We start from the raw sequence: 23,997 nt of genomic DNA, 5'->3' as shown, positions 1-23,997 counted from the left end.
CAGGTTCAAGACCCTCAGCGGGCTGACGCCTTACGAATACATCTGCAAGATCTGGACTTCAGAGCCAGATCGTTTCATCCTAAATCCGATCCACCAAATGCCGGGACTGAACACCTAGAATGCCGCGTTCAGCTCATCGAAATCGGTGTTGAAGCGCATGGTGACCGACAGCAGCCCTTCATCGCGGTCATGCAGCAGCAGGTAGACATAGATATAGTCGATCCCGGTCCAATAGGCGATCAGCTCCTGCCGCCAGCCGTTTTCCATCTCGTTGCGCCGCAGGAGCGCGGCATTTTCGAAATCGCGGGGGAAGATCTCGCGCACGCGGGCTTCAAGCGCCTCCAGCTCTTCGGGCGGTGAGGACCCGCCAAAGGTGGTCATCACCTCGGCAATGTCGCGGTTCTTCATCTGGGCGTCCAGCACGGCGCGCAGGGACAGGTAATTGTCAAAGATCGGCACATCGTCCTGCGCCGAGACGGCGACGGCGGTGAGCAGACCGGTCAAAAGCGCCAACAGGGCGGGAATCATGCGCATTGTTCAAATCTCCCTTGGATCAATGCGCCGATCCTGCCGCAGCCGCGCGATTCTGGCCAGAGACCTGCGCGCTCAGGGCGTCATGCGATAAAGCGTGCCCTCGCCCACGCTCAGAAACCAGATCGCGCCGCCCGGGCCTTCACGGATGTCGCGCACGCGGGCGGTTTCCTCGGCGCTGATCTGCTCCACCTCGGTCAGCGGCGCACCGTCCAGCCGGGCGATATAGTCGAATTTCAGCGAGCCGACAAAAGCATCGCCGCGCCACTCGGGCCAGAGCGCGCCGGAATAGAACATCATGCCCGAGGGCGCGATGGACGGGTCCCAGTAATGCTGGGGCTGTTGCATGCCTTTCTTGGCTGTGCCCTCGCCGATTTTCGCGCCGCTGTAATGGCGGCCATAGGCAATCACCGGCCAGCCGTAATTGGCCCCTTTTTCGATGCGGTTCACCTCGTCCCCGCCACGCGCGCCGTGCTCATTGACCCAAAGTTGCCCCGCCAGGTCCAGCGCCGCGCCCTGCGGGTTGCGGTGGCCGTAGGACCAGATTTCGGGCTGCGCGTCCGGCCCGAGGTCAGGGTTGCCCGGTGCCGCCGCCCCGTCGCGGGTGATCCGCAAAACCGAGCCATTATGGTTGCTTGTATCCTGAGCCGAGGGGCGATCGCCCCGGTCACCCACGGTGACAAACAGATCGCCATTGGGGGCTTCGACAAGGCGCGAGCCGAAATGGTGACCCGACCCGGTGGGCGCTGCGATGGAAAAGATCGTCTCCACGTCGCTCAGCCGTGCGCCATCCTCCGAGAGCCGCGCGCGCATCACCGCCGTGCCGGACCGCCCCAGCATGGCCGGTTTGGCGTAGGCCATGAAAATGAGCCGCGTCTGCGCGAAATCGCGCGGCACCAAGAGGTCAAGCAACCCGCCCTGCCCGTCAGTGCGGATTTTCGGCAATCCGTCCACCTCGCGCCGCGTGCCATCCGCCGCGATATGGAGCAGCACACCATCGCGTTCGGTGATCAGAAGGCCGCCCCCGGGCAGGAACCCGAAGGCCCAGGGCGTGTCGAGGTCCGTCACCACAGGCGTGATCGTGAGATTGCCCACAGAGGTCTGCACCGTTTGCGCCGTAACAGGCGCGGCACACAGAACGAGGGCGGTGGTAAGTTGTCTGATCATCGGAACTCTCCCAAACTCCAAGAAAGATAGAGAGAAATTACCGCCCATCCAGCCCCGGGCACAGGAATGTGAGGGCAAAAACGCCGTTGCGGCAATTGGGCTTTTCTTTCGATTTTGCCGCGCTTACTCTGGCCTCCGGACACCAAGATCCTAACAGGGAGACGACCAATGAAAAAGTTTCTTTCGGCAACGGCAATGTACGCCGTTCTGGCCTCCGCTGCCTTTGCGGGCAGCCACTCGGAAACCGTCAAGATCGGCGTCATGATGGCCTTTACCGGCCCGCTTGAATCGCTGGCACCGCCAATCGCCGCAGGCGCGGAACTCGCGTTGAACGAGGTCAACGAAGCGGGCGGTATCCTCGACGGCAAAATGCTCGAAGCGGTGCGCGGCGACGGCACCTGTACGGACGCGGCCGCTGCGACCGCCGCGGCTGAGCGCCTGATCACAAGCGACGGCATTGCCGGGCTGGTTGGTGCAATGTGCTCCGGCACAACCGGCGCTGTTTTGACCAATGTCGCCGTTCCCAACGGCATCCTGCAAATTTCGCCTTCGGCAACGTCTCCCGGTCTCTCGGATCAGGAGGACAATGGCCTGTTCTTCCGGCTGGCCCCGTCGGATGCGCGCCAGGGTGAAGTGATGGCGGAAATCATCCGCGAACGCGGCTTTTCCGAAGTGGCCGTGACCTACACCAACAATGACTACGGTGCGGGTCTTGCCGGCTCGTTCCAGGCGGCGTTTGAGGCAGCCGGAGGCACCATCACGCTCTCGGCATCGCACGAGGACGGCAAGGCGGATTACTCTGCCGAGGTTGGCTCGCTCGCTTCTGCCGGTGGCGAGGCGCTTGTCGTGGTCGGCTATGTGGACCAGGGTGGTTCGGGCATCATCCAGAATGCGCTCGACACCGGGGCGTTCGACACGTTCGTTCTGCCCGACGGCATGGTCGGCACGATCCTTGAAGAGAATTTCGGCTCTGACATCGATGGCTCGTTCGGCCAGAACCCGAGCGCAGAGAACGAACGTGGTGACGACTACATCGCCATGGCTGAAGCGGCCGGATTCGATGGCACCTCGGTCTATGCCAAGGAAGGTTACGATTCGATGGCGCTGATGCTGCTGGCGATGAGCGCGGCGGGCTCCACCAACGGTGCCGAGGCCGCCTCCAAGGTCATGGAACTGGCCAATGCGCCAGGTGAAAAGATCTATGCCGGGGAACTTGGCAAGGCGCTGGAGATCATCGCCAATGGCGGGGATATCGACTATGTCGGTGCCTCCGCGGTGGAGCTGATCGAACCGGGCGAAGCCTCGGGCGGCTACATGGAAGTCGAGATGAAAGACGGCAAGCTGATGCAAATCGGGTTCCGCTGATTTCGCTGCGACTGACTGAATCCGAGACAGCCCGGGACATCTCCCGGGCTGTTTCCATAATCAAAAGGCACGCAAACGTGCCGTTCAGGGATGAAATCACGTGATCCGTGTAGAGAACCTCCACAAGCATTTTGGTGGATTCCACGCCGTCGATGGCGCGACGCTTGAGATTGCCCAGGGCTCGATCACCGGGCTTGTCGGCCCCAATGGCGCCGGGAAAACCACCCTTTTCAACGTGATCGCCGGTGTTCTGCCGCCCACATCCGGTCGCGTGACCATGGCCGGAGACGATATCACCGGCCTGCCGCCGCACGCGCTTTTTGCCAAGGGGCTGTTGCGCACTTTCCAGATCGCGCATGAGTTTTCCTCGATGACCTGCCGCGAGAACCTGATGATGGTGCCGGGCGGGCAATCAGGCGAGGCGCTTTGGAACACGTGGTTCGGGCGCAAAAGGATCGCCGATGAGGAACGCGCGCTCAGGGCCAAAGCTGACGAGGTGCTGGAGTTCCTCACCATTGAACATCTGGCCGAACATCCGGCGGGCGCGGTGTCGGGCGGGCAGAAGAAGCTTCTGGAATTGGGCCGCACCATGATGGTGGATGCGCGCATCGTGTTTCTGGACGAGGTCGGCGCGGGTGTGAACCGCACGCTTCTGAACACCATTGCCGACGCCATCCAGCAATTGAACCGCGAGCGCGGCTATACATTCTGTGTGATCGAGCACGACATGGATTTCATCGGCCGCATCTGCGATCCGGTGATCGTCATGGCCGAGGGCAAGAAGCTGGCCGAAGGCACGCTCGATGAGATCAAGGCAAATGAACAGGTGATCGAGGCCTATCTGGGCACCGGGCTCAAGAACAAGGAGACGGTGTGATGCTGGATGTGTTGCGCTTGCGAGGGGCCAACCCCTCGCGCTCCCCGGGGTTTATCTGGCAGGATGAAGGAGCAGACGATGTCTGACCCTTTCCTGATCGGCGACACCATGACCGGCGGCTATGGCAAGGGGCCGGATATCTTGCATGATTGCACGATTGCGGTGGAGCGCGGCGAGATTGCTGTCATCGTGGGTCCCAATGGCGCGGGCAAGTCCACAGCGATGAAAGCGGTGTTCGGCATGCTGGATGTGCGCTCGGGCGCGGTGCGGCTGGGGGGCGAGGATATCACAGCGCTCAGCCCGCAGGCGCGTGTGGCCAAGGGTATGGGGTTTGTGCCCCAGACCAACAATATCTTCACCTCCATGAGCGTGGAGGAAAACCTTGAGATGGGGGCCTTTATCCGGACCGACGATTACGCCGACACCATGGCGCAGGTCTACGAGCTGTTCCCGATCCTCAAGGAAAAGCGCCACCAGGCAGCGGGCGAACTCAGCGGCGGGCAGCGACAGCAGGTCGCCGTGGGCCGGGCGCTGATGACCCAGCCGCAGGTGTTGATGCTGGACGAACCGACGGCCGGGGTGTCGCCGATTGTGATGGACGAACTCTTTGACCGGATCATCGAGGTGGCGCGCACCGGTATTTCCATTCTCATGGTGGAACAGAACGCGCGGCAAGCGCTTGAGATCGCCGACAAGGGATATGTGCTGGTGCAGGGGCGCAATGCCCATACCGGCACCGGCAAGGAATTGCTGGCGGACCCAGAGGTCCGGCGCAGTTTTCTGGGGGGCTGAGCCATGGAATTTCTCAACGCTTTCGTCGCCCTGTCCAACTTCGTCCTTGTCCCTGCCATTGCCTATGGCTCCCAGCTTGCGCTTGGCGCGCTGGGGGTCACGCTGATCTATGGCATCCTGCGCTTTTCCAATTTTGCCCATGGCGACACCATGGCCTTTGGCGCGATGTGCACGATCCTTGTCACATGGTTGTTGCAGGGCTGGGGGGTGAGCCTTGGCCCCCTTCCGACCGCGCTGCTTGCCCTGCCCTTTGGCATTCTCGGCGCGGCTGCGCTGGTGCTGGTCACGGACCGCGCCGTGTACCGGTTCTACCGCGCGCAAAAGGTCAAACCGGTGATATTGGTCATCGTCTCCATGGGGGTGATGTTCATCTATAACGGGTTGACCCGCTTCATCATCGGGCCGGATGATCAGCGCTTTGCCGATGGCGAACGCTTCATCATCTCGGCACGGGATTTCAAATCCATGACCGGGCTGGACGAGGGGCTGGCGATCAAGACCTCGCAGGGTATCACGGTGATCACGGCGGTCATCACCGTGGCGCTTCTGTTCTGGTTCCTCAACCGCACGCGCACCGGCAAGAGCATGCGCGCCTATTCCGACAACGAGGATCTGGCGCTGCTCTCGGGCATCAATCCAGAGCGGGTGGTGATGTATACCTGGTTGATCGTGGCCGCGCTCGCGACCATCGCGGGCACGTTGTACGGGCTGGACAAGTCGTTCAAACCCTTCACCTATTTCCAACTTTTGCTGCCGATCTTTGCCGCCGCCATCGTCGGCGGTCTGGGCAGCCCTCTGGGGGCCATCGCGGGCGGTTTCGTGATCGCCTTTTCCGAGGTCACCATCACCTATGCCTGGAAAAAGGTGGTGACCTACCTGATGCCCGAGGCGCTGGAACCTGACGGGCTGCTGCAACTGCTGGGAACGGATTACAAATTCGCGGTCAGCTTTGTCATTCTCGTGATCGTCCTGCTGTTCCGCCCCACCGGGCTCTTCAAGGGGAAATCGGTATGAGCGATATGACGCGTACACTTGGCATGTTCGCCCTTGTGGCCGTGCTGATCCTTGGCACCGGGTTTCTGCAGAGCTGGAACTCGGCGCTTCTGATCCTCAACATGGGGCTGGTCTCGGCCATCATGGCGCTGGGGGTGAACCTGCAATGGGGCTTTGCGGGGCTCTTCAATGTGGGTGTGATGGGCTTTGTCGCGCTGGGCGGGTTGGCCACTGTGATCATCTCCATGCCGCCGGTGCGCGAAGCCTGGGCCGCCGGTGGCACGGGCGTCATGGCCGCGCTGGCGGTGGGGGCCGTCACGCTGGCCGCTGCCGTCTGGGTCACGCGCAAGATGCCCAAAGGGCGTGCCCGCGCGCTGGCCATGCTGGCCGTGCTGATCGTGGGGTTCGTGATCTACCGCGCGCTGTTCGACCCGTCGGTGGACGCCATCGAAAAAGTCGATCCGGCGCTGACCGGCTATCTGGGCGGGCTGGGCCTGCCCGTGGTGCTGGCCTGGCCGGTGGGCGGGCTTTTGGCGGCGGGCGCGGCCTGGGTCATTGGCAAAACGGCGCTGGGGCTGCGCTCGGATTACCTTGCCATTGCCACGCTTGGGATATCCGAGATCATCATCGCGATCCTCAAGAACGAGGACTGGCTGTCACGCGGGGTCAAGAACGTGATCGGCCTGCCCCGGCCCGTTCCCTATGAAATCGACCTGCAGAACGATCCCGGTTTCGTCGCCCGGGCCGAGGGGCTGGGGATCGACCCCACCACCGCCTCGACGCTTTATGTGAAGCTGGGTTACGGGATCATGTTCACGGTGGTTCTGGTGATCATCCTCGTTCTGGCGCAACTGGCGCTGAAATCCCCCTGGGGCCGGATGATGCGCGCGATCCGCGACAACGAGGTCGCGGCGCGCGCCATGGGCAAGGACGTGACCGCACGGCATTTGCAGATCTTTGTGCTGGGTTCGGCCGTCTGCGGCGTCGCCGGCGCAATGATGACCACGCTGGACGGGCAGCTGACCCCCAGCAGCTACCAGCCGCTGCGCTACACCTTCCTGATCTGGGTGATGGTGATCGTTGGCGGGTCGGGCAACAATTTCGGTGCGGTCCTGGGCGGGTTCCTGATCTGGTTCCTCTGGGTTCAGGTGGAGCCGATTGGCCAGTTGGTCATGAATATCGCCACCGCCGGGCTGGCCGATGGATCAGCACTCAAGGTGCATTTGCTGGAAAGCGTCGCGCATATGCGGCTGTTGACCATGGGGGTGATCCTGCTGCTGGTGCTGCGCTTCTCTCCCCGGGGGCTGTTGCCGGAACGGTAACTGTTTGAGCCAGATGAAGATCAAAAACCGAGTGCTTTGACACTGTTTTAACCGTTCGCCCTTAGCGTCCCTGCCGGATCAGCAACAGGCAAACGGCATGTCCGGGTTTATTTCGGAACTCGACTACTACGGCACAACGGACCGGGAGTTCATCGAGATCGCGCTGCCGAGCGGCACGGATCCGTCCGGCTATGTCCTCGAAATGTACTACAATACCGGCAATGGCACGGCTGCGGTCTGGAACAGCTTTTCGCTTGGTAGCTCCGTGGCGACAATGGGCGGTTACGATGTCTATGTCATCGACAGTTCCACGCCCGGCTGGGATTCCGGCGACGGGATGGGGAACCTTTATGCCGACGACGCGCTGGCGCTGGTCGACGACACGGGAACGGTGCTCCAGTTCGTCTCGTGGGAGGGAAATACCTTTACGGCGAGCAATGGCTCTGCAGCGGGGATGACCAGTACCAATATCGGATCGGTCGATAGGTTTGATGACACGCATTCGCTGCAATCGGACGATGGCGGGGCAACCTATTATTCGCAATCCGCCTCGAACGAGGGCACGATCCCGGCCTGTTTCGCGCGCGGCACGGTAATTGACACAACTCTTGGCGGCGTCAGGATCGAAAAGCTGCGGGTTGGTGACAGGATCCTGACGGCAGATGGCAGCAGCGTGCCGGTGCGTTGGATATGGGTCCATGAACAATCCATAGCCCCGGGATCACAGGCACCCCCGATCCGGTTCCGCAAAGACACCTTCGCGCCGGGACGACCGACCCGCGACCTGGTGGTTTCTACGCAGCATCGCATCGCAATAGGGCTTCCGGGGCAGTTTCCCTCAACCTCCGCCGCCCTGGTTCCGGCGGTGACGTTTGTACCGTTACGCGGGGTGCATGCCATGCGAAAGCGCGCGCGCATCAAATGGTGGCATATCGTGACGGACCATCATGAAGTGATCCGCGCCAACGGGGTGCTGACCGAGACCATGTTGCTGGGGCATCGGATGTTTCGCGCCTTTACCCCGGCGCAACGGCGTGAGCTTCGCGCCGCGCTCGGAGTCCCGCAGCTGCGCTTTGGCACCATGCCCCCGGCTCTGCCCTGCATCGGGGCCAGCGCCGCACGCCGCCGTCTGCGACTGCAGCTTGACGTGCCATCCGGTTTCAGCGCCCCTTGAACAACCCGCCAAGAATGCCGCGCACGATACGGCGGCCGGTTGTGCCGGTGAGCTCCTTGACCACCATATTGGTCATGGCCTCACCAAAGCTGTCGCTCTTGCGCCGCGCGGGCCGTGCCGTGGAGCGCGACACGCGCTTGCCGGAATAGCGGCGGGCGGATTTGTATTCGCGTGCGGCCATCTCGGCCTCTTCCTCCTCTCGCTCGGCCTCTTCGGCTTCGCGGGCCGCGTCCTCGGCCCGTTTCTTCAGGATCTCGTAGGCCGAATGCCGGTCGCGCAACGTGTCATATTTCCCCGCCACCGGCGACGCCGCCATGACCGCACGGCGGGTGGCGTCGTCTATGGGGCCAAGCTGCGACGATGGCGGGCGGATCAGCGTGCGTTCGGCCACGCCGGGCACGCCCTTTTTCTCCAGCATCGAGGTCACGGCCTCGCCCACACCGACCTCGCGAATCGCATCCTCGATCTCAAAGCGTGGGTTCTCGCGATAGGTCTCGGCAGCCATGCGCAGCGCCTTGCGGTCGCGCGCGGTAAAGGCGCGCAGTGCATGCTGTACCCGGTTGCCCAACTGACCCAGGATATCCTCGGGTACGTCATCGGGGTTCTGGGTGATGAAATAGACCCCCACCCCCTTGGACCGGATCAGGCGCGCGACCTGTTCGACCTTGTCCACCAGCGCGTCGGGCGCGTCGTCAAACAAGAGATGCGCCTCGTCAAAGAAGAACACCAGCTTCGGCTTGTCCGGATCGCCCACCTCAGGCAGGTCCTCGAACAGTTCCGACAACAGCCAGAGCAGGAAGGTCGCATAGAGCCGGGGCGAAGACATGAGCGTGTCAGCGGCCAGCACGTTGATCCGCCCCCGGCCCGTCTCGTCCAGCTGCATCAGGTCGGAGAGCTCCAGCGCCGGTTCTCCGAACAGCCCCGCGCCGCCCTGATTCTCCAGCACCAGAAGACGCCGCTGGATCGCGCCCACGGACGCGGTGGAGATATTGCCATAGCGCAGCGACAGGTCCTTGCGATTCTCGCCCACCCAGACCAGCAGCGCTTGCAGGTCCTTGAGGTCGAGGAGCGGCAGGCCCTGTTCATCGGCCAGGCGGAACGCGATATTCAGAATGCCTTCCTGCGCCTCGGACAACTCCAGCAGCCGCGAGATCAGCAGCGGGCCCATCTCGGACACGGTGGTGCGTACCGGGTGGCCCTTGGCCCCGAACAGGTCCCAGAAGGTCACGGGAAAGTGTTCGTAGCGGTAATCGTCAAAGCCGATCTTGCCCGCACGCTCGCTAAAGGCCTCGTGCAGTTTGAAATCGGCGCGCCCGGGCGCGGCCAGCCCCGAAAGGTCGCCTTTGACATCGGCCAGAAACACCGGAACGCCCGCATTGGAAAAGCCTTCGGCCAGGATTTGCAGTGTCACCGTCTTGCCCGTGCCGGTCGCCCCGGCGATCAGCCCGTGCCGGTTGGCGTATTTCAGTTTAAGCCATTGCTTTTGCGCATAGTCCGGCCCACCGCCGCCCACGAAAATCTCTGACATGCTTACCTCGTATTCTGGAGCGATCGCCGCGCCACGCGGGTCGGTCCCAAGGCGCAATGTTACCTTAACCATTGTCTGACAGACTGTTCAATGTCCGCTGCCCGGTCCCTGGACCGCGCGCGGGCAGACTTCCTCCCTGTCAGACTGGCCGCGCCTTCGGGCGCGGCTTTTTTCCGCGCGGCCAGTGTTTCAGCGCCACCAAAAAAAAGTCTTACTTTCCCTGTTGACCGACGCCGCATTCCTTCGTAACGTCCCGCCAATGACTAAGTCGGCCAGTCCGACGGGGAGCAAAAAATACAGAAAGAGGTCGTCTGACGGCCTCTTTTTCTTTTTGTGGGGTTAGGGTTAGGTCAAAACACGCAGTCCGTGATGCGACCACGAAAGACCCGGATCGGCGGATTTCCACAGTTGATCCCGAAACCTTGATCATTATGCTCCTGACAGTCGCGACCGACCATGTTAAGCGCTGCGCGACGCCCGGAGACAGACAGGTGTCCGGAAGACCACGTTGAACCAGAGGGGGCCCAAATGGCCAAAGTCTTTTCCCGTTTATCCCTGATTGCATGCCTTGCATTTTCCGCCCCTGCCTTTGCGCAGGAAGAGACCGGTGACACGGTCGCACCCGAGGACCAGCTTGCCGTGGGGCAGGAGGCTCAGGACGATACGCCCCAGATCGGGCAGACCTATATCAAGGAAGAAATCGGCGACTGGGAACTGCGCTGCGTGCGCACCGACAATCCCGATGAGGACCCCTGCCAGCTCTATCAGCTGCTGAAAGAGGAAGACGGCAACCCGATTTCCGAGATCAGCCTGTTCCGCCTCCCCGAAGGGTCGAAACTGCCTGCGGGTGCGACGATCATCGTGCCACTGGAAACCCTGCTGACCGGCGCTCTGGGCATCTCGATCGATGGGGCAAAACCCAAGAGCTATCCCTATTCCTTCTGCAACAAGGTCGGCTGCTATGCGCGAATCGGCCTGACCGAAGAAGATATCGCCGCCTACAAGCGCGGCGCGCAGGCCACGGTGATGCTGCGCCCGTTCAAGGCACCAGATCAGGTGGTGACCTCGATCATGTCGCTCAGCGGCTTCACCGCCGGATATGACAAGGTCACGCTGACCCAGCAATAAACCGGGCACAGTACCGAATTCGCGAACGCCGCCCTGATCGGGGCGGCGTTTTTTTATGGTGCGGCCCGATCAGGGCTTTGGGCGATCCCATCCAGCACGGCCTGTGCCGCGCGCTGCCCCGGAGGCGTGCCGCCCCGGCCCAGACGCTCCATGGTCAGCCGCATTGCCGCTTTTTGGCGTTCCGGGTCTTTCAAAAGATCCAGAAGCGCCCCTGCCATGGAATCGGGCTGGCAGTTGGGGCCGATATACTCCGGCACGCTGCGGGTCTCAGACACCAGGTTGACCAGCGTCACCGTATCCACCTGCACCATGCGCCCGATGATCTGGCGCGACAGCCAGCTCATGTCATAGCCAATCACCATCGGCGTATCGGCCGCTGCCAGTTCCAGCGACACGGTGCCCGAGGCCGCAAGCGCAAGATCCGCCGCGCCAAAGGCCGCACGTTTTTCGGCCAGCGCATCCGGCGCGCCCCCGTCCAGCACCAGCGCGGGCTCCGGCCAGTTTCCGACAATCTCAGTCACCAGCCCGGCCACCGAAGGGGCCGCAGGCACCACCACGCCAATCCGCGGATGGCGCTGCCGGACAAGCCGCACGGTTTCGCCAAAGATGTCGCCCAGCCGGGTGACCTCGCTCTTGCGCGAGCCCGGCAACACCAGAAGCAGGGGCCGGTCACCAAAGCCATGCCGGGCGCGGAACGCATCCCGCGTCTCCGCATCGGCCACGGGCTCGGTCACGACCGGATGCCCGACAAAGTCACAGCGTATCCCTTCGGCCTCCATATAGGGAGGTTCAAAGGGCAGGAGCGCCAGCACATGATCGATATGGCGGGCCATCTTCCTGGCCCGCCCGGGACGCCAGGCCCAGACGGTTGGGGCCACGTAATGCACGGTGCGGATGCTGCTTTTGGATTTCACGATTTTTGCCACGCGCAGGCAGAATTCCGGCAGGTCGATGGTGATCAGAACATCGGGCCGGGCCGCGACCACCGCCTCGGCGGTCTGGACCACGCGGGCCTTGAGCGCGCGGTATTGCGACAGGATTTCCGACACGCCCATGACGCTGATATCGCTCATCGGGAAGAGGCTTTGCAGCCCCTGGGCCTCCATCAGCGGGCCGCCGACGCCTTCGAACCGGATCTCAGTGTCCGGCAGAAGCGTACGCAGCCCGGCCATCAGAGCAGCCCCCAGCCGGTCGCCCGACGGCTCACCCGCGACAAGGAATATCCGCATCAGCCCTGCCTTTCCCGTGACCACAGAAACAGCCCGGTTTCCGCCAGTCTTTGTGTCACTTCGGGCTGATCCAGAACGATCACCCCGCCCGCCTCGATCACGATCCCGGCCAGCCCTGCCCGCGCCGCGCCCATGACCGTCTTCGGCCCGATGGTGGGCAGATCGACGCGACGGTCCTGACCGGGTTTCGGAGCCTTGTAGAGAATGCCGTCGCGGCCCTCCGATTGCGGAAGCTCGGCCAGCATGGCGTCGGTGCCGCTGTCCGTCTCGCGCGCTACAACCTGTCCGGCGCGCAGCACACAGGATTGACCAAGGTCGGCGCGGCCCTGCTCGGTGCTGACATGATCCCCAAGCGCCGCCAGCGCGTCCGAATCCGCGCTCCGCGCGCCGATGGTTCCGGGGGCCATCAGAAGCTCTGGTGCCACCTCATGCGCGCCCAGCACGCGAAACCCCGCCTCTTCGAAAAGGTCGAGCGCAATGCGCAGCGCGCCATCATCGCCGCGTGACAAGGCCCGGCGTATGCGCGGGAGCAGCGCCAGCGTCGCCAGATCCAGCCGCCACCAGCGCAGGCTTGGCCGGTCCACGCCACCACAGAGGCAGAGCTCACTCACCCCCTGCCGTTTCAGCCATTTGAGAAAACTGCCCAGCTTTTCCAGCTGGATCACCCGATCCGGCCTGAGCACATCAGGTGGATTGCCATCAAGCGCACAAACCAGCGGCGCATCGGCCACCGCAGCGGCCACCGCCCCCGGCAAGGCCCCCCGCCCCGCAATCAGCGCCAGACGGCCCGCCACGCCCGATCAGCCCGGGGTCAGGAACGACCGGTCGCTGTCGCCCAGCACGAAATCCACGATCTCGCGCACATAATCGCTTTCCGTCTCGTCGCCCAGCCGTTTGGCACGTTCGGCAAAGGCCCCCTCGCCCTGCGCCAGCATCTGGAACGCCGCGCGCAATGCGGTGATATCGGACCGCGCCACGCCGCGCCGTTTCAACCCGACAAGGTTCAGCCCGTCCAGCTTGCCGCGCGGCGCCTGTACCAGACCATGCGGGATCACGTCATTGGTGACCATGGTCACCGCGCCGATGATCGCACCGCGGCCCACGCGCACCCATTGATGCACGCCGGACAGCCCGCCAATGATCACCTCGTCCTCGATCACGCAATGGCCAGCCAAAGCGGCGTTGTTGACGATGATCACGCGGTTGCCGACCTGCGCGTCATGCGCCACGTGACAACCCGCCATGAACAGCCCGTCATCCCCCACACGCGTCACGCCGCCGCCGCCATCGGTGCCGGTGTTCATCGTCACATGTTCGCGGATGCGGTTGCGCTTGCCGATGATCAGCCGGGTTTCTTCGCCCTGGAACTTGAGATCCTGCGGGATCTCGCCAATCACGGCGAAAGGAAAGATCAAGGTGTCATCGCCGATCTCGGTGATACCGGTCACGACCACATGGCTCTTGAGATGCACGCCGGGTCCAAGCGTAACCTTGGGCCCGACATGGCAGAAGGGACCGATAACGCAGCCTTCGCCGATCTGTGCGCCGTCCTCGATGACCGCGCTGGGATGGATGGTTGCCGTTCCCATCAGGCAGGCAGGTCCATCATGGCGGTGAATTCGCATTCCGCGGCCATTTCACCGTCAACCGTCGCCACACCCTCGAACTTCCAGACCTTGCCACCCGGTTTGCCACGGGTGGTCTTGATGTGCATCTCCAACACGTCGCCCGGCACCACCTTGCGGCGGAATTTGCATTTGTCGATGCCCATGAAATAGACCAGCAGGTCCTTGTCCGCGAGGTCCATCGCCACCCCGATCATCACCGCAGAGGTCTGGGCCATCGCCTCGACAATCGTGACACCCGGCATGATGGGCGTGCCGGGGAAATGGCCCTGGAAATGCGGCTCGTTCATCGTCACGTTCTTGATGCCCTTCGCCGATGTGGTGCCGTCGATGTCCACCACCTTGTCCACCAGAAGGAACGGGTAGCGGTGCGGCAGGATACGCTGGATCAGCTGAATATCGGCGCTTTTGAGCGTGTCGGTCATGGGAAGTCCTTCGCAAGATCGTCTAGCCGCATGTCGAGGCGGCACAGGTTTCCTCGTCCCTAGCAATCCCTGTGCGCCACGGCAAGCGTCACGGGTTCTCTTGCGTCTCGGGTTGCGCGGGGTCGGTTTCGGGGTCCGGCGTCTCTTGGCTGTCAGCGGCATCCGGGGCCGTCTGCGCATCCAGCCGCTCGGCCACCAATTCGGTGACATCCACCGCATCATTGAAGATCAGAACCGTACGCTTTTCGATCACAACCACGGCGCGGGTTTCCAGCATCAGCTGCCCAAGGATCGGCAGGATCATCTGACGGAACCTCAGCCGCTCTTCGTTGCTGAGCCGGTTGAGAGCCTGCGCGTTCTGATCCTGCTCGCGGCGCAGTCGTTGCACCTTTTCGTCGAACGCATCGGCCAGTTTGCGGAATTCTTCGGGGCTGAGCGTATCGCGCTTGGCGGTCAGCGCCTTTTCCTCGGCCGCCATGTCCGCGTCAATGCGTGCGATCTCTTCGGCCAGCGCCCGCCCGCGCGCGTCCAGCGCAGCCTGTATCCTTTGGCCCGTCCCGGAGATCTGGTAAAGTTCATCCGCGTCGATCACGAGAACCGGGCTGCGGAATTGCGCTTTGGCGGGCCGTTCCTGCGCCGTGGCGGACAACAGCCCCGCACAAAGCAAGGCACCCGCGAGACAAAGTCGCGCGAGCGCCCGTTGCAGGCTCCGCATCACATCAGAACTGCGACGTGATCGTGAATTCGAAATTGCGCTCTCGGTCATGCTCTTCTTTCACCAGCGCGCGAGTGAAGTTGAACCGCAACGGTCCAATCGGCGTGGTCCAGAAGACCGACGCCCCCACCACGTGACGCGCCGAGAAATCTTCGTAGAACGTATTCGCATTGGTCTGGTCCAGCCCCCAGAGCGACCCCACGTCATAGAACACACCGCCGGAGACGCCGTATTCCTCGGGCAGGCCCACTGGGAATTCGGCCTCGAAACGGGCCACGGCATAGAAGTTGCCGCCAAGGGCGTCATTCACGCCACCGCCCTTTTCGCGCGGCCCGACGCCGCCCGGCTCAAAGCCCCGGAACGTATTGGAATTGAGCTTGAACCGGTCCACCGCGCGGCTGCCAAAGCCCTCGGTCACCAAAGCACCGCCTTCGACAACGGCGCGCAGCGTGACCTCTTCATTCATGATCTTTTTCTCGGCAATGGCGCGTGCAGTCGTCTTGATCGACTTCACATCACCGCCCAGCCCGGCAAAGTCCTGTCCGAATTCGAAGCGGACCCCGGCATTCGGATCAAGCCCCTTGCGCAGCGTGTCGTATACATAGCTGTAGCCGACCGAGCTTTCGATCTGTTCGCCGCGGTCCACCTCGCCCTGAAGAATGGCGCCAATGTCCGAACCGGGGTCGAACATGTTCGTGTAGCGTCCGGTATAGCGGACCTGCAGCGAAGAGTTTTCCATGAGCGGGAAGGTCAGGCTTGGCCGGAACAGGCCGAGTTCGGTGTCATAGGAATCGTCGAACTCGTTGTCGGTCAGGCTATAACGCGCTGCGATGGCAAAGCGCAGGTCACGACCAAGGAAGGCCGGTTCAGCAAAGTTAAAGCTGTAATTCGACGCGCCTGTCGAGGTCGAGAACGCAAGGCCCACCTGCTGACCACGGCCAAGGAAGTTGCGTTCGTTGAACGAGATATTGGCCCCCAACCCGCCATCCGAGGAATAGGACCCGCCAAAGCCCAGCGAACCCGTGGGCTGTTCCTCGACATCGACGTCAACGACCACCTGCTCGGGCGACGAGCCTTCGCGCGCGTTCACATCTGCCTTGGAGAAGAAACCCAGCGCGCGGATGCGCTCGGCGCTTTGACGAATTTCACGGGGATTGAACGGGTCCCCTTCGACAACGCGGAACTGACGCCGCACGACGCGGTCCAGCGTGGTCGTGTTGCCTTCGATATCGATCCGCTCAATGAAAACACGGGGACCCTTGGTCAGGACAAATTCGACATCCAACTCCAGCGTGCGGTCATTTCGGGTGACACGCGGTTCAACACGGATGAAGTTCAGGCCCTTCTTGTTGGCCAAACGCTCCAGACGGGCAATCGAGTTCTCCACCAGCGTGGGCGAATAGACCACGCCCGGGCGCACCTTCAATGCGGTCTGGAATTCCTCGGGGTCGACCTCGGGCACGTCCGAAGTCGTGGTGATCTCGCCAAAGCGGAATTGCTGGCCTTCTTCCACGTTGAGCGAGATGAAATAGCCATCGCGCTCTTCGGCCAGTTCCGCATTCACCGAGGTGACGCGGAAATCGACATAGCCGCGCGATTGGTAGAAATCGGTCAGCACCTGCCGGTCAAAGGCGATGCGATCCTCGATAAAGCTGTCCTTGCGGATCAGCGCGCGGAACAGACCGGCCTGCTTGGTTTCCAGAACCCGGCGCAGGCGGCGATCCGAATAGACATCGTTGCCCACGACCGAGATACGTTCGACTTCGATCACCCCGCCTTCGAGCACTTCAAAGACAAGATCGACGCGATTGTTCGACCGGCGGATGATCTTGGGTGTCACACGGGCCGAGGCACGGCCCTGTTCGGCATAGGCCTGTACGATCAGCGCGGCATCGCGTTCGGCGGTCGTGGCGCTGAACACGCGGCGCGATTGCGAGCTCACCAGATTGGCAAGGTCCTCGTCCTTGATTCGACGGTTGCCTTCGAATGTCACGCGGTTGATCGTCGGAAACTCGACAACGCGGATCACCAGCTTGTTGCCGACCGGGACAATTTCAACGCTCTCAAACAGGCCGGAGCCCAGAATGCGCTGATAGGCATCGTTCAGCTCGGCCGCCGTGACGGTCTGGCCGCGCGCGATGCCGGCATAGCTCAGGATGGTTGACGCTTCGATCCGCTCGGCACCCTCAATGGCCACCTGCGTAAAGGTATAGCTTTGCGCCCAGGCCGGTGTTGGCGGCACCACGCCATTGGCAACAAAAACAGCAGCTCCAGCGAAAAGGATCGCTTTGATCGACTTAAACGGCGAGCGGTTGCGCTCACTCTCCCCCAGGCGATTGACCATGTGCAAATCCATTAAACATCCCACGTCCCCGGTGAGTATCGGGATCGGGCAGGCTTGTCAAAACCCAGCGGGGGGTATTTCGCAGGATTTTTTGGAGTGTTGCCGCAAGATGTTGTGGATATCACAAAAGCGTGGCGAGATACGCCGCCAGAGACAGCGCGCCGATCAACGTCCCGACCATCAACAGGAGGTCGGAATTAATCCGCGCCAGAAGGCGTAAACCACGGTATCCAACGGTCAGGGTCTGCATCGCTCGAACGGTCCTTGCATGATGTTTCACACATCACACTAGCCCGCGATTCTGTCGAAAATTGGACTGAATTGGGCGAAAATGGGGCATGTGCCCGGGCGCCATCGCTGCCCATCCCTGCCCCGGTCAGGGGCAGGTAAGGTCTTGTGTCAGCGAGAAAACCATCAGCGACAGGATCAGCACCAGCCCGATGGACATGGCGATCTGCACGACCTTTTCATGCGGCGGGCGGCGGAATACCGCCTCATATGCGTAAAACACCAGATGCCCCCCATCCAGCACGGGAATCGGGAACAGGTTGAGGAACCCGACCGCCGCTGACAGCACCGCCACGAACCAGATGAAATCCGTCGCGCCAAGCGACGCCATCTGCCCCGAGGTTTCCGCGATGCCGATCGGGCCGGACAGGTTGCATGTGCTGATCTGACCTGTGGCAATATGCCAGACCGCCGAGACCGAACCGGAAATGATCCGCCAGGTCTGGGCCACCCCGCCAAGGAAGGCATCAATGGCCGACGGCGTTCCGCGCGCCGGTTCAAAGAAAATGCCGCCCGAGACACCGATGCGCCAATGGGTGTCAAAGCCACCCTCAGAATTGGGCACATCGACCGAACGTGCTGCAAGGGCGAAATCAAGCACCTCGCCATCGCGCCAGACCTTGGTCAAGAGCGGCCGCCCTTCGGAGCTTTCCACGATCTCTTTCATCTGGTTGAAGGACACGATCTCCTGCCCTTCCACATTGACCACCACGTCGCCCACCTTCAGCCCGACATCAAAGGCCGCCGATTGCGGGGCCAGGCCGCTCACGATGGCGGGGTACGGATAGGGCGCGGTCACCGTAACCTCGTCACCCTCGCGCAGCACGCGGTAATCCAGATCATTGGCCACGCTCAGATTATCGACAAAGCTTTCAAACGCCTCTGCATCTTCGAAATCCGGCACGTCCTGTCCGTCAACGGAGAGCAGAACATCGCCTTCGCGCAACTCCTGCGTCGTGGGCATGGCGGTCAATTCACCCACGGTCAGCGGTTCGCGGATGTCGCCGCGCATCATGAACACGGCGAAGAAGATCAGGATCGCGAAGATGAAGTTGAACACAGGCCCCGCCGCAACGGTGGCCGTGCGTGCCCAAAGCGGCGCACCGGCCATCGTGGCGCGGCGTTCCTCGGTGGACATGGTGCGTATGGCTTCTTCATCGGATTGTGCCGAGGCTGCGTCCGCATCGCCGCGGAATTTCACGTAGCCCCCAAGCGGCAGCAGCGCGAATTGCCATTTCGTGCCGTGTTTGTCGACGCGCGAAAACAGCACCGGGCCGAACCCCAGAGAAAAAACATCCGCCTTGATCCCCGACCAGCGACCGACGATGTAATGGCCATATTCGTGGATCGCCACGATGATCGACAGGGCCACGACAAAAGCGGCCAGCGTCTGCAAAACGCCGCCGAATTGCGGAATCAATGTTGCGATATCCAAAAGCCCTGCCCTTTTGCCTTAGTTCTGCCCGATGACCATGTCGGCCTCTTGACGAGCCAGATGGTCCACATGCGCCACGTTATCAAGTGTCATTTGGGCATCAATATGGCCCCTGCGGCCCGAAAAACGCTCCAGAACCGTTTCGACCACGCGGGCCATGTCAAGAAATCCGATGCGCTTTTCGATAAAGGCATCAAGCGCGCGCTCCTTGGCCGCGTTGAACGCCGCACCGGCCAGCCCGCCCGTCTCCATCACCTCGCGCGCAAGGCGCAAGGCCGGGGTGCGTGCTTCGTCCGGGGCGCGGAAACTCAGCGTGGCGATCTGCGCCAGGTCCAGCCGCTCCACGGGAAGCGGTTTGCGATCCGGGTAATGCAGCGCAAAGCCGATGGCATGGCGCATATCCGGCGCCCCCACATGCGCCATGAGCGCCCCGTCATTGAAGCCCACCAGTGCGTGGATCATCGATTCGGGATGGATCAGCACTTCGATCTTTTCTGGTGCGATACCAAAGAACTCTCGTGTTTCAATGACTTCCAGCGCTTTATTAAACATGGACGCGCTGTCGATGGTGATACGTTGCCCCATGTCCCAGTTGGGATGAGTGGCGGCCTGTTCCGGCGTGGCGCGGGCCAGATCCTCCAGCGGCCAGTCGCGGAATGCCCCGCCCGAGGCGGTGATGATGATCCGTTCCACCGCCGCGATGTCTTCGCCGATCAACCCCTGGAACACGGCGGAATGTTCGCTGTCCACCGGCAGCACCGCGCCGCCATGGGCCTTGGCCGTGGCTTTGACCAACGCGCCCGCGCAGACCATGCTTTCCTTGTTGGCCAATGCAAGCGTCGCGCCCTGTTCCAGCGCCGCCAGCCCCGGCGCAAGCCCGGCCGCGCCGACGATGGCGGACATGACCCAATCCGCCGGGCGGGTTGCGGCCTCTTGCAAAGCGGCGGCCCCGGCGGCGGATTCGATGCCGGACCCGGCCAGCGCGCTGCGCAACTCGGGCAAGAGCGCCTCATGAGCGGTCACTGCGATCTTGGCCTTCAGTCGCCGTGCATCCGCCGCCAGCTGCGCGATATTGCGCCCGCCGGTCAGCGCGACAACGTCATACCCCCCCGGATCGCGGGCAATCAGGTCGATGGTGTTCTGCCCGATCGACCCGGTTGCGCCGAAAATCGAGACACGTCTCATGTGCCGGGCCTCATGGCCCCACCATCGGCGGGAAATCAATGATCTGCTCCACCAAAAGCAGGAACAGCGCCGCGCCCAGCATGCCGTCGAACCGGTCCAGCACCCCGCCATGACCGGGGATCAGGTCGGAACTGTCCTTGATGCCCAACCGCCGCTTGGTCGCGCTTTCGGCAATATCACCCAACTGCGAAGCCATGGAGAGCGCGATGCTCACGCCCACCACGTTCGGCCCGCCATTGGCAAAGGCCCAATAAAACAGGCCCACAATGGCCGCCCCGACCCAGCCTGCAACGGTGCCGGACCATGTTTTCTTGGGGCTGACCTTGGGCCAGAATTTCGGTCCGCCAATCAGACGACCCGCGAAATAGCCCGCCACATCCGTGACGACGACCACCAGTACCAGCCAAAGCATCCAGACCAGCCCGAATTCATCGCGCAGCGCGATCATCCCGAACCCCGCCAGCATGATCGCCACGCTGAACGGCATGAATATGCCGTGATTATTGGTCATCCGCGACAGGCCGAAAAACGCGGGCGCGATCAGCAAGGGCAGCGCCATGCCGGGCGGCAGGTAGGCCGCGATGATGATCACCGCCGCGCAAATCCCGCCCAAGAGCTTGCCCATGCCGGTGCTCACACCACCGTTGATCATGCGGAAGAGTTCCCAGACCATCGCACCGCAAATCGCCGCGATCAGCAGTTTGAAGGCAATATGGCCAAGCCAGATTGCCAGCGCGGCCACCGCCACCATCACCACCGCTGAGAGCAGCCGCGCGATCAGATCGTCCCATTTGCCGGATGCCGCTGTCATGTCTTGCCTCACGCCTTGACCGCGCCAAAGCGCCGGTCCCGTTTGCCATAAGACCCCACGAGGCGGCCAAATTCCTCGCGGGTGAAATCGGGCCAGAGCGTGTCGATAAACTCGTATTCCGCATAGGCCGATTGCCAGAGCAGGAAATTCGAAACGCGCGCCTCGCCACTGGTGCGGATCACCAGATCAGGATCGGGTAAAACGCAGGTATCCAAATACTTTGGCAGCGTTTCTTCATCCACATCTTCGGGGTCGAGCCGCCCCGCTTTCACATCCTGCGCCAGCCGTTTGGTGGCGCGGGCCACCTCGTCACGCCCGCCGTAATTGAGCGCGATGGTCAGGTTGGTGCCGGTACAATCCGCCGTGATCTCTTCGGCCTCGTCCATCAGCGCACGCAGTTTCGCGTCCAGCCGTACCCGGTCGCCGATGAAGCGCACCTGCACATTCTCGGCCTTGAAGGCCTGCATTTCCTTGTGGATGTAGCGCCGGAACAGGCTCATGAGCCCCGCCACCTCGGTCTGGGTGCGTTTCCAGTTCTCTGTAGAAAAGGCGAATATCGTCAGATACTTGACTCCGAAATCCGGGCAGGCCTCGACAATCTCGCGGACCCGGCGCGCACCCGCCTGATGGCCGAACAGACGCGGGCGGCGGCGCATCTGCGCCCAACGCCCGTTACCGTCCATGATGATCGCGACATGGCGCGGGCCGGATTGGTCACTGTCTTCGCGCGCCATGGTGGGTCCTTTGGTTGAACAGGTCGGGAAAAAGGCAACTGGTAAAAGTGTAGCGCCGCTCACCCGGCGCTCCGCACTGTGAAATTCCAAACGCTCCCCCGGAGCGTTTGCCCGGGGCACAGCCCCGAGTTTGAATTTCACACCTGCATAATTTCTTCTTGTTTGTTTTCAAGCGCTTCATCGACCCTCTTGATGTAGGTATCCGTCAGGTCCTGGACCTCGGCTTCCCAGAACTTCTGGTCATCTTCGGACATGCCATCAGCCTTGGCCTTCTTGATCTGGTCCATGCCGTCGCGGCGGATATTGCGGATCGAGACGCGCGCATGTTCGGCATATTGACCCGCGACCTTGCCCAGCTCGCGGCGCCGTTCCTCGTTCAGCTCGGGGATCGGCAGCATGATGATCGTGCCGTTGAGCTGCGGGTTGATGCCCAGCCCGCTTTCGCGGATCGCTTTTTCGACCTTGCCCACCAGACCCTTGTCCCAGACATTGACGGTGACCATACGCGGCTCGGGCACGTTCACGGTGCCGACCTGGTTGATCGGGGTCATCGCGCCATAGGCATCCACCATCACCGGCTCCAGCATCGAGGCCGAGGCGCGCCCGGTGCGCAGCGAGGCGAATTCGGTGCGCAGGTTCGCCATGGCCCCGTCCATGCGGCGGGTGAGATCGTCTGTATCAAGAATGAATTCGTCGGACATGTTCTGCTCTGTTCCCTGAGTTTCGGGCCCTGACTTGCGGGCCCTGATTGGCGGCAGGCGCGGTTGACGCGCTTTATAAGAGGCTGATTTGGTTTTGCACAGATCAGTCCGGGTTTCAAATGGAACCGCGCGGATCAATAGCGCAGGAACTTGCCGCTCACGTAGCCGCGCTGATAATCGTGATCAAAGACCGGATACCAGATGGCGTGATTGTCGTAACAGGCATTAAGCGCGCGCCAGTCCGCTGATCCCTTTTCGATCACGAAGGACGACTGGCACAGCTGTTCGCAGGCCCCGGTATTGGCCCCGCGCAGCATTTCAAAGCGGCTTTGGTTGTCGTCGGGGGCCTGAACAAGGCTCCTGAGCGGCAATTGCGACACCACGGCTGCATCAAACGAGGGCGCGGCACGCATGGTCACGAAATTCTGCACGTCACCAATCTCGACCCGCCCCTGAAACTGCACGCATCGGCGGCGGAACGCGTCCCGCCCATGAGGGTAGGACCGGGCAAATTCGGACCGCGCCCGCACCTCGATCTTGCGCGACGTGGTCGCCATGGCCGCAAGCGGCGTGTCCAACGGGAGCGCATAAACCGAGGTAAAGCTGGTGGGTTGCCAGAAAAACTCGCTCACATCGCCCACCGAGTCACAGCGGAACGGCCCGATCCGGCGCAGTTTGGGACCGTAATAGCCACAGATGACCAGCGTCTGCTCCGCCTCAGAGGACAGGCCCACAAGGCAGTTGAAGGCATATTCCTTGTCCGGTTCCGGGTTGACCCACATCATCACGCCCAGCCCATCGGCGCGCGGCGATTTGATGATTTCCACCGTGCCGGGGCGATAGGGGATGTCGGTGGCCTTGGAGGTGGTTTCGAGCTGCACCAAGGCGGTACAGGCGTGGAACGCGGCGCGACTGTCGATCAGGCGCGGCAGCACCTCGCCATCGGCAAAGATGTTCCAGCGCAGCGACTTGCCCACCGTGTCGATGTAAAAGAAATCCTGTCCGCGATGGGAAAACATCTCTTCCACCAGATCGGTGGCCAATATCCCCCGCCCGACCAGCCGCACCAGCTCCAGCGAGGCCTCGGTCGAGACGTCAAAAGACCGCTCCACCTGCTCGGCGTCAAAAAGCTGGTCGGTGTCCAGTCGGATCGACGGGCGGTGAAACCCCAGCCGCGCGGTCACATGCATCATCCGGTAGGGGTAGACATTCGACAATTCGATCTGCGAATTGAACCCCACATCCGGGTCAAACACGCTGCCCGACATGAACAGGATTGCGCAGGCCGACATGCATTGCCGGTTGGCAAGGATGCGCGTCCCCATCCCGCCTGCGCGCAGCACCTGCCCCATGCGCAGCGCCTCGGCCAGCGACCCGCCTGGGCTGTCGAGACAGAGCCAGTTGTCATAGGTGCTTTGGGACGTGGACGGGTTTATCGCCGGTACCACGCGGGCCAGCGCCGCCGCATCGCCAGCGGTGATTTCGCCGGTGAAGCTGAGCCGACAGCTCCGCCCGTCCCCGGCTTCCAATTGGCCAGCCGCCGCCACGCCACCCAAAAGCGGCAGGAACAGGCAAACAAGGAGAACGCGGATCCACATGGCCATACGATAGCCAATCCCGGCGCGCCG

23 protein-coding genes and 1 pseudogene are annotated in these 23,997 nt (G+C 62.3%); 8 read left to right on the top strand and 16 right to left on the bottom strand.

What is annotated here, in order from left to right:
• Positions 1-118, top strand: a pseudogene (locus PGB28_RS20200) (IS481 family transposase); the annotation flags it as partial.
• Here PGB28_RS20200 and PGB28_RS20195 read toward each other — a convergent pair.
• Positions 115-534: a hypothetical protein gene (locus PGB28_RS20195; RefSeq protein ID WP_271423329.1), complete on the bottom strand. Its 420-nt coding sequence runs from the start codon at positions 532-534 to the stop codon at positions 115-117. The pseudogene PGB28_RS20200 and the gene PGB28_RS20195 overlap by 4 nt on opposite strands.
• Before the next feature lie 72 nt (positions 535-606).
• The gene (locus PGB28_RS20190) at positions 607-1,698 is read right to left on the bottom strand and encodes a PQQ-dependent sugar dehydrogenase (protein ID WP_271423328.1); all 1,092 of its coding nucleotides are present in this window, start codon (positions 1,696-1,698) and stop codon (positions 607-609) included.
• A gap of 168 nt (positions 1,699-1,866) precedes the next feature.
• Here PGB28_RS20190 and PGB28_RS20185 point away from each other — a divergent pair, with 168 nt between their 5' ends.
• The 6 genes from PGB28_RS20185 to PGB28_RS20160 all read left to right on the top strand — a co-directional run bounded on the left by PGB28_RS20185 (position 1,867) and on the right by PGB28_RS20160 (position 8,221).
• A complete protein-coding gene (locus PGB28_RS20185) occupies positions 1,867-3,063 on the top strand; it encodes an ABC transporter substrate-binding protein (protein WP_271423327.1) in 1,197 nt (398 codons plus the stop codon).
• A gap of 100 nt (positions 3,064-3,163) precedes the next feature.
• Entirely contained in the window at positions 3,164-3,940 is a 777-nt protein-coding gene (locus PGB28_RS20180; RefSeq protein ID WP_271423326.1) for an ABC transporter ATP-binding protein, read from the top strand.
• A gap of 78 nt (positions 3,941-4,018) precedes the next feature.
• Entirely contained in the window at positions 4,019-4,732 is a 714-nt protein-coding gene (locus PGB28_RS20175; RefSeq protein ID WP_271423325.1) for an ABC transporter ATP-binding protein, read from the top strand.
• A gap of 3 nt (positions 4,733-4,735) precedes the next feature.
• Positions 4,736-5,746, top strand: coding sequence for a branched-chain amino acid ABC transporter permease (locus tag PGB28_RS20170; RefSeq protein ID WP_271423324.1), 1,011 nt, complete (start codon positions 4,736-4,738; stop codon positions 5,744-5,746).
• The gene (locus PGB28_RS20165) at positions 5,743-7,047 is read left to right on the top strand and encodes a branched-chain amino acid ABC transporter permease (protein ID WP_271423323.1); all 1,305 of its coding nucleotides are present in this window, start codon (positions 5,743-5,745) and stop codon (positions 7,045-7,047) included. The genes PGB28_RS20170 and PGB28_RS20165 overlap by 4 nt, the downstream gene beginning before the upstream one ends.
• A 97-nt stretch (positions 7,048-7,144) precedes the next feature.
• Positions 7,145-8,221, top strand: coding sequence for a Hint domain-containing protein (locus tag PGB28_RS20160; protein ID WP_271423322.1), 1,077 nt, complete (start codon positions 7,145-7,147; stop codon positions 8,219-8,221).
• Here the strand turns inward: PGB28_RS20160 and PGB28_RS20155 are convergent.
• On the bottom strand, positions 8,208-9,749 hold the full coding sequence (locus PGB28_RS20155; protein ID WP_271423331.1) for a helicase HerA-like domain-containing protein: 1,542 nt from the start codon (positions 9,747-9,749) through the stop codon (positions 8,208-8,210). The genes PGB28_RS20160 and PGB28_RS20155 overlap by 14 nt on opposite strands.
• A 528-nt stretch (positions 9,750-10,277) precedes the next feature.
• Here PGB28_RS20155 and PGB28_RS20150 point away from each other — a divergent pair.
• Positions 10,278-10,877, top strand: a complete 600-nt coding sequence (locus tag PGB28_RS20150) for an invasion associated locus B family protein (RefSeq protein ID WP_271423321.1) — start codon at positions 10,278-10,280, stop codon at positions 10,875-10,877.
• Positions 10,878-10,930: 53 nt separating this feature from the next.
• Here the strand turns inward: PGB28_RS20150 and lpxB are convergent, their stop codons facing one another.
• From lpxB to PGB28_RS20085, 13 genes are all read right to left on the bottom strand, one after another.
• Positions 10,931-12,106 carry a lipid-A-disaccharide synthase gene (lpxB, locus tag PGB28_RS20145; protein WP_271423320.1) on the bottom strand — a complete coding sequence of 392 codons (1,176 nt, stop codon included), beginning with the start codon at positions 12,104-12,106 and terminating at the stop codon, positions 10,931-10,933.
• A complete protein-coding gene (locus tag PGB28_RS20140) occupies positions 12,106-12,900 on the bottom strand; it encodes an LpxI family protein (RefSeq protein WP_271423319.1) in 795 nt (264 codons plus the stop codon). Before PGB28_RS20140 ends, lpxB begins: the two co-directional genes overlap by 1 nt.
• A gap of 6 nt (positions 12,901-12,906) precedes the next feature.
• Positions 12,907-13,695, bottom strand: coding sequence for an acyl-ACP--UDP-N-acetylglucosamine O-acyltransferase (gene lpxA, locus PGB28_RS20135; RefSeq protein WP_271423318.1), 789 nt, complete (start codon positions 13,693-13,695; stop codon positions 12,907-12,909).
• The gene (gene fabZ, locus PGB28_RS20130; protein WP_271423317.1) at positions 13,695-14,156 is read right to left on the bottom strand and encodes a 3-hydroxyacyl-ACP dehydratase FabZ; all 462 of its coding nucleotides are present in this window, start codon (positions 14,154-14,156) and stop codon (positions 13,695-13,697) included. Before fabZ ends, lpxA begins: the two co-directional genes overlap by 1 nt.
• Positions 14,157-14,244: 88 nt before the next feature.
• Positions 14,245-14,871, bottom strand: coding sequence for an OmpH family outer membrane protein (locus tag PGB28_RS20125; RefSeq protein ID WP_271423316.1), 627 nt, complete (start codon positions 14,869-14,871; stop codon positions 14,245-14,247).
• A 4-nt stretch (positions 14,872-14,875) separates the two neighbouring features.
• Positions 14,876-17,215, bottom strand: coding sequence for an outer membrane protein assembly factor BamA (gene bamA, locus PGB28_RS20120; protein ID WP_271423315.1), 2,340 nt, complete (start codon positions 17,213-17,215; stop codon positions 14,876-14,878).
• A 121-nt stretch (positions 17,216-17,336) separates the two neighbouring features.
• Positions 17,337-17,465 carry a hypothetical protein gene (locus PGB28_RS20115; protein WP_271423314.1) on the bottom strand — a complete coding sequence of 43 codons (129 nt, stop codon included), beginning with the start codon at positions 17,463-17,465 and terminating at the stop codon, positions 17,337-17,339.
• Between the two features lie 126 nt (positions 17,466-17,591).
• On the bottom strand, positions 17,592-18,938 hold the full coding sequence (rseP, locus tag PGB28_RS20110) for an RIP metalloprotease RseP (RefSeq protein ID WP_271423313.1): 1,347 nt from the start codon (positions 18,936-18,938) through the stop codon (positions 17,592-17,594).
• An 18-nt stretch (positions 18,939-18,956) separates the two neighbouring features.
• Complete coding sequence (gene dxr / locus PGB28_RS20105) at positions 18,957-20,123, bottom strand: 1-deoxy-D-xylulose-5-phosphate reductoisomerase (RefSeq protein ID WP_271423312.1); 1,167 nt, start codon at positions 20,121-20,123, stop codon at positions 18,957-18,959.
• 10 nt (positions 20,124-20,133) lie between these two features.
• Complete coding sequence (locus PGB28_RS20100) at positions 20,134-20,934, bottom strand: phosphatidate cytidylyltransferase (RefSeq protein ID WP_271423311.1); 801 nt, start codon at positions 20,932-20,934, stop codon at positions 20,134-20,136.
• Between the two features lie 8 nt (positions 20,935-20,942).
• The gene (locus PGB28_RS20095) at positions 20,943-21,668 is read right to left on the bottom strand and encodes an isoprenyl transferase (protein ID WP_271423310.1); all 726 of its coding nucleotides are present in this window, start codon (positions 21,666-21,668) and stop codon (positions 20,943-20,945) included.
• Positions 21,669-21,805: 137 nt separating this feature from the next.
• A complete protein-coding gene (frr, locus tag PGB28_RS20090; RefSeq protein ID WP_271423309.1) occupies positions 21,806-22,369 on the bottom strand; it encodes a ribosome recycling factor in 564 nt (187 codons plus the stop codon).
• A 134-nt stretch (positions 22,370-22,503) separates the two neighbouring features.
• Entirely contained in the window at positions 22,504-23,967 is a 1,464-nt protein-coding gene (locus PGB28_RS20085; RefSeq protein ID WP_271423308.1) for a COG3904 family protein, read from the bottom strand.
• Between the last annotated feature and the right edge of the window lie 30 nt (positions 23,968-23,997).

It is taken from the genome of Primorskyibacter aestuariivivens (assembly GCF_028023675.1).
GTDB classification, from domain to species: domain Bacteria; phylum Pseudomonadota; class Alphaproteobacteria; order Rhodobacterales; family Rhodobacteraceae; genus Marinovum; species Marinovum aestuariivivens.
The sequence above is the reverse complement of the archived record's forward strand: the minus strand, read 5'-3'. Positions and strand labels throughout refer to the sequence as shown.

Bases quoted from the DNA above. Each gene is read 5' to 3' on its own strand.
- frr (WP_271423309.1), bottom strand. From the start codon at position 22,369: ATGTCCGACGAATTCATTCTTGATACAGACGATCTCACCCGCCGCATG.
- PGB28_RS20190 (WP_271423328.1), bottom strand. From the start codon at position 1,698: ATGATCAGACAACTTACCACCGCCCTCGTTCTGTGTGCCGCGCCTGTT.
- PGB28_RS20155 (WP_271423331.1), bottom strand. From the start codon at position 9,749: ATGTCAGAGATTTTCGTGGGCGGCGGTGGGCCGGACTATGCGCAAAAG.
- PGB28_RS20125 (WP_271423316.1), bottom strand. From the start codon at position 14,871: ATGCGGAGCCTGCAACGGGCGCTCGCGCGACTTTGTCTCGCGGGTGCC.
- PGB28_RS20095 (WP_271423310.1), bottom strand. From the start codon at position 21,668: ATGGCGCGCGAAGACAGTGACCAATCCGGCCCGCGCCATGTCGCGATC.
- lpxB (WP_271423320.1), bottom strand. From the start codon at position 12,106: ATGCGGATATTCCTTGTCGCGGGTGAGCCGTCGGGCGACCGGCTGGGG.
- PGB28_RS20115 (WP_271423314.1), bottom strand. From the start codon at position 17,465: ATGCAGACCCTGACCGTTGGATACCGTGGTTTACGCCTTCTGGCGCGG.
- PGB28_RS20150 (WP_271423321.1), top strand. From the start codon at position 10,278: ATGGCCAAAGTCTTTTCCCGTTTATCCCTGATTGCATGCCTTGCATTT.
- PGB28_RS20165 (WP_271423323.1), top strand. From the start codon at position 5,743: ATGAGCGATATGACGCGTACACTTGGCATGTTCGCCCTTGTGGCCGTG.
- PGB28_RS20170 (WP_271423324.1), top strand. From the start codon at position 4,736: ATGGAATTTCTCAACGCTTTCGTCGCCCTGTCCAACTTCGTCCTTGTC.
- PGB28_RS20100 (WP_271423311.1), bottom strand. From the start codon at position 20,934: ATGACAGCGGCATCCGGCAAATGGGACGATCTGATCGCGCGGCTGCTC.
- PGB28_RS20195 (WP_271423329.1), bottom strand. From the start codon at position 534: ATGCGCATGATTCCCGCCCTGTTGGCGCTTTTGACCGGTCTGCTCACC.
- PGB28_RS20185 (WP_271423327.1), top strand. From the start codon at position 1,867: ATGAAAAAGTTTCTTTCGGCAACGGCAATGTACGCCGTTCTGGCCTCC.
- dxr (WP_271423312.1), bottom strand. From the start codon at position 20,123: ATGAGACGTGTCTCGATTTTCGGCGCAACCGGGTCGATCGGGCAGAAC.
- PGB28_RS20175 (WP_271423325.1), top strand. From the start codon at position 4,019: ATGTCTGACCCTTTCCTGATCGGCGACACCATGACCGGCGGCTATGGC.
- PGB28_RS20160 (WP_271423322.1), top strand. From the start codon at position 7,145: ATGTCCGGGTTTATTTCGGAACTCGACTACTACGGCACAACGGACCGG.
- fabZ (WP_271423317.1), bottom strand. From the start codon at position 14,156: ATGACCGACACGCTCAAAAGCGCCGATATTCAGCTGATCCAGCGTATC.
- lpxA (WP_271423318.1), bottom strand. From the start codon at position 13,695: ATGGGAACGGCAACCATCCATCCCAGCGCGGTCATCGAGGACGGCGCA.
- PGB28_RS20085 (WP_271423308.1), bottom strand. From the start codon at position 23,967: ATGTGGATCCGCGTTCTCCTTGTTTGCCTGTTCCTGCCGCTTTTGGGT.
- bamA (WP_271423315.1), bottom strand. From the start codon at position 17,215: ATGGTCAATCGCCTGGGGGAGAGTGAGCGCAACCGCTCGCCGTTTAAG.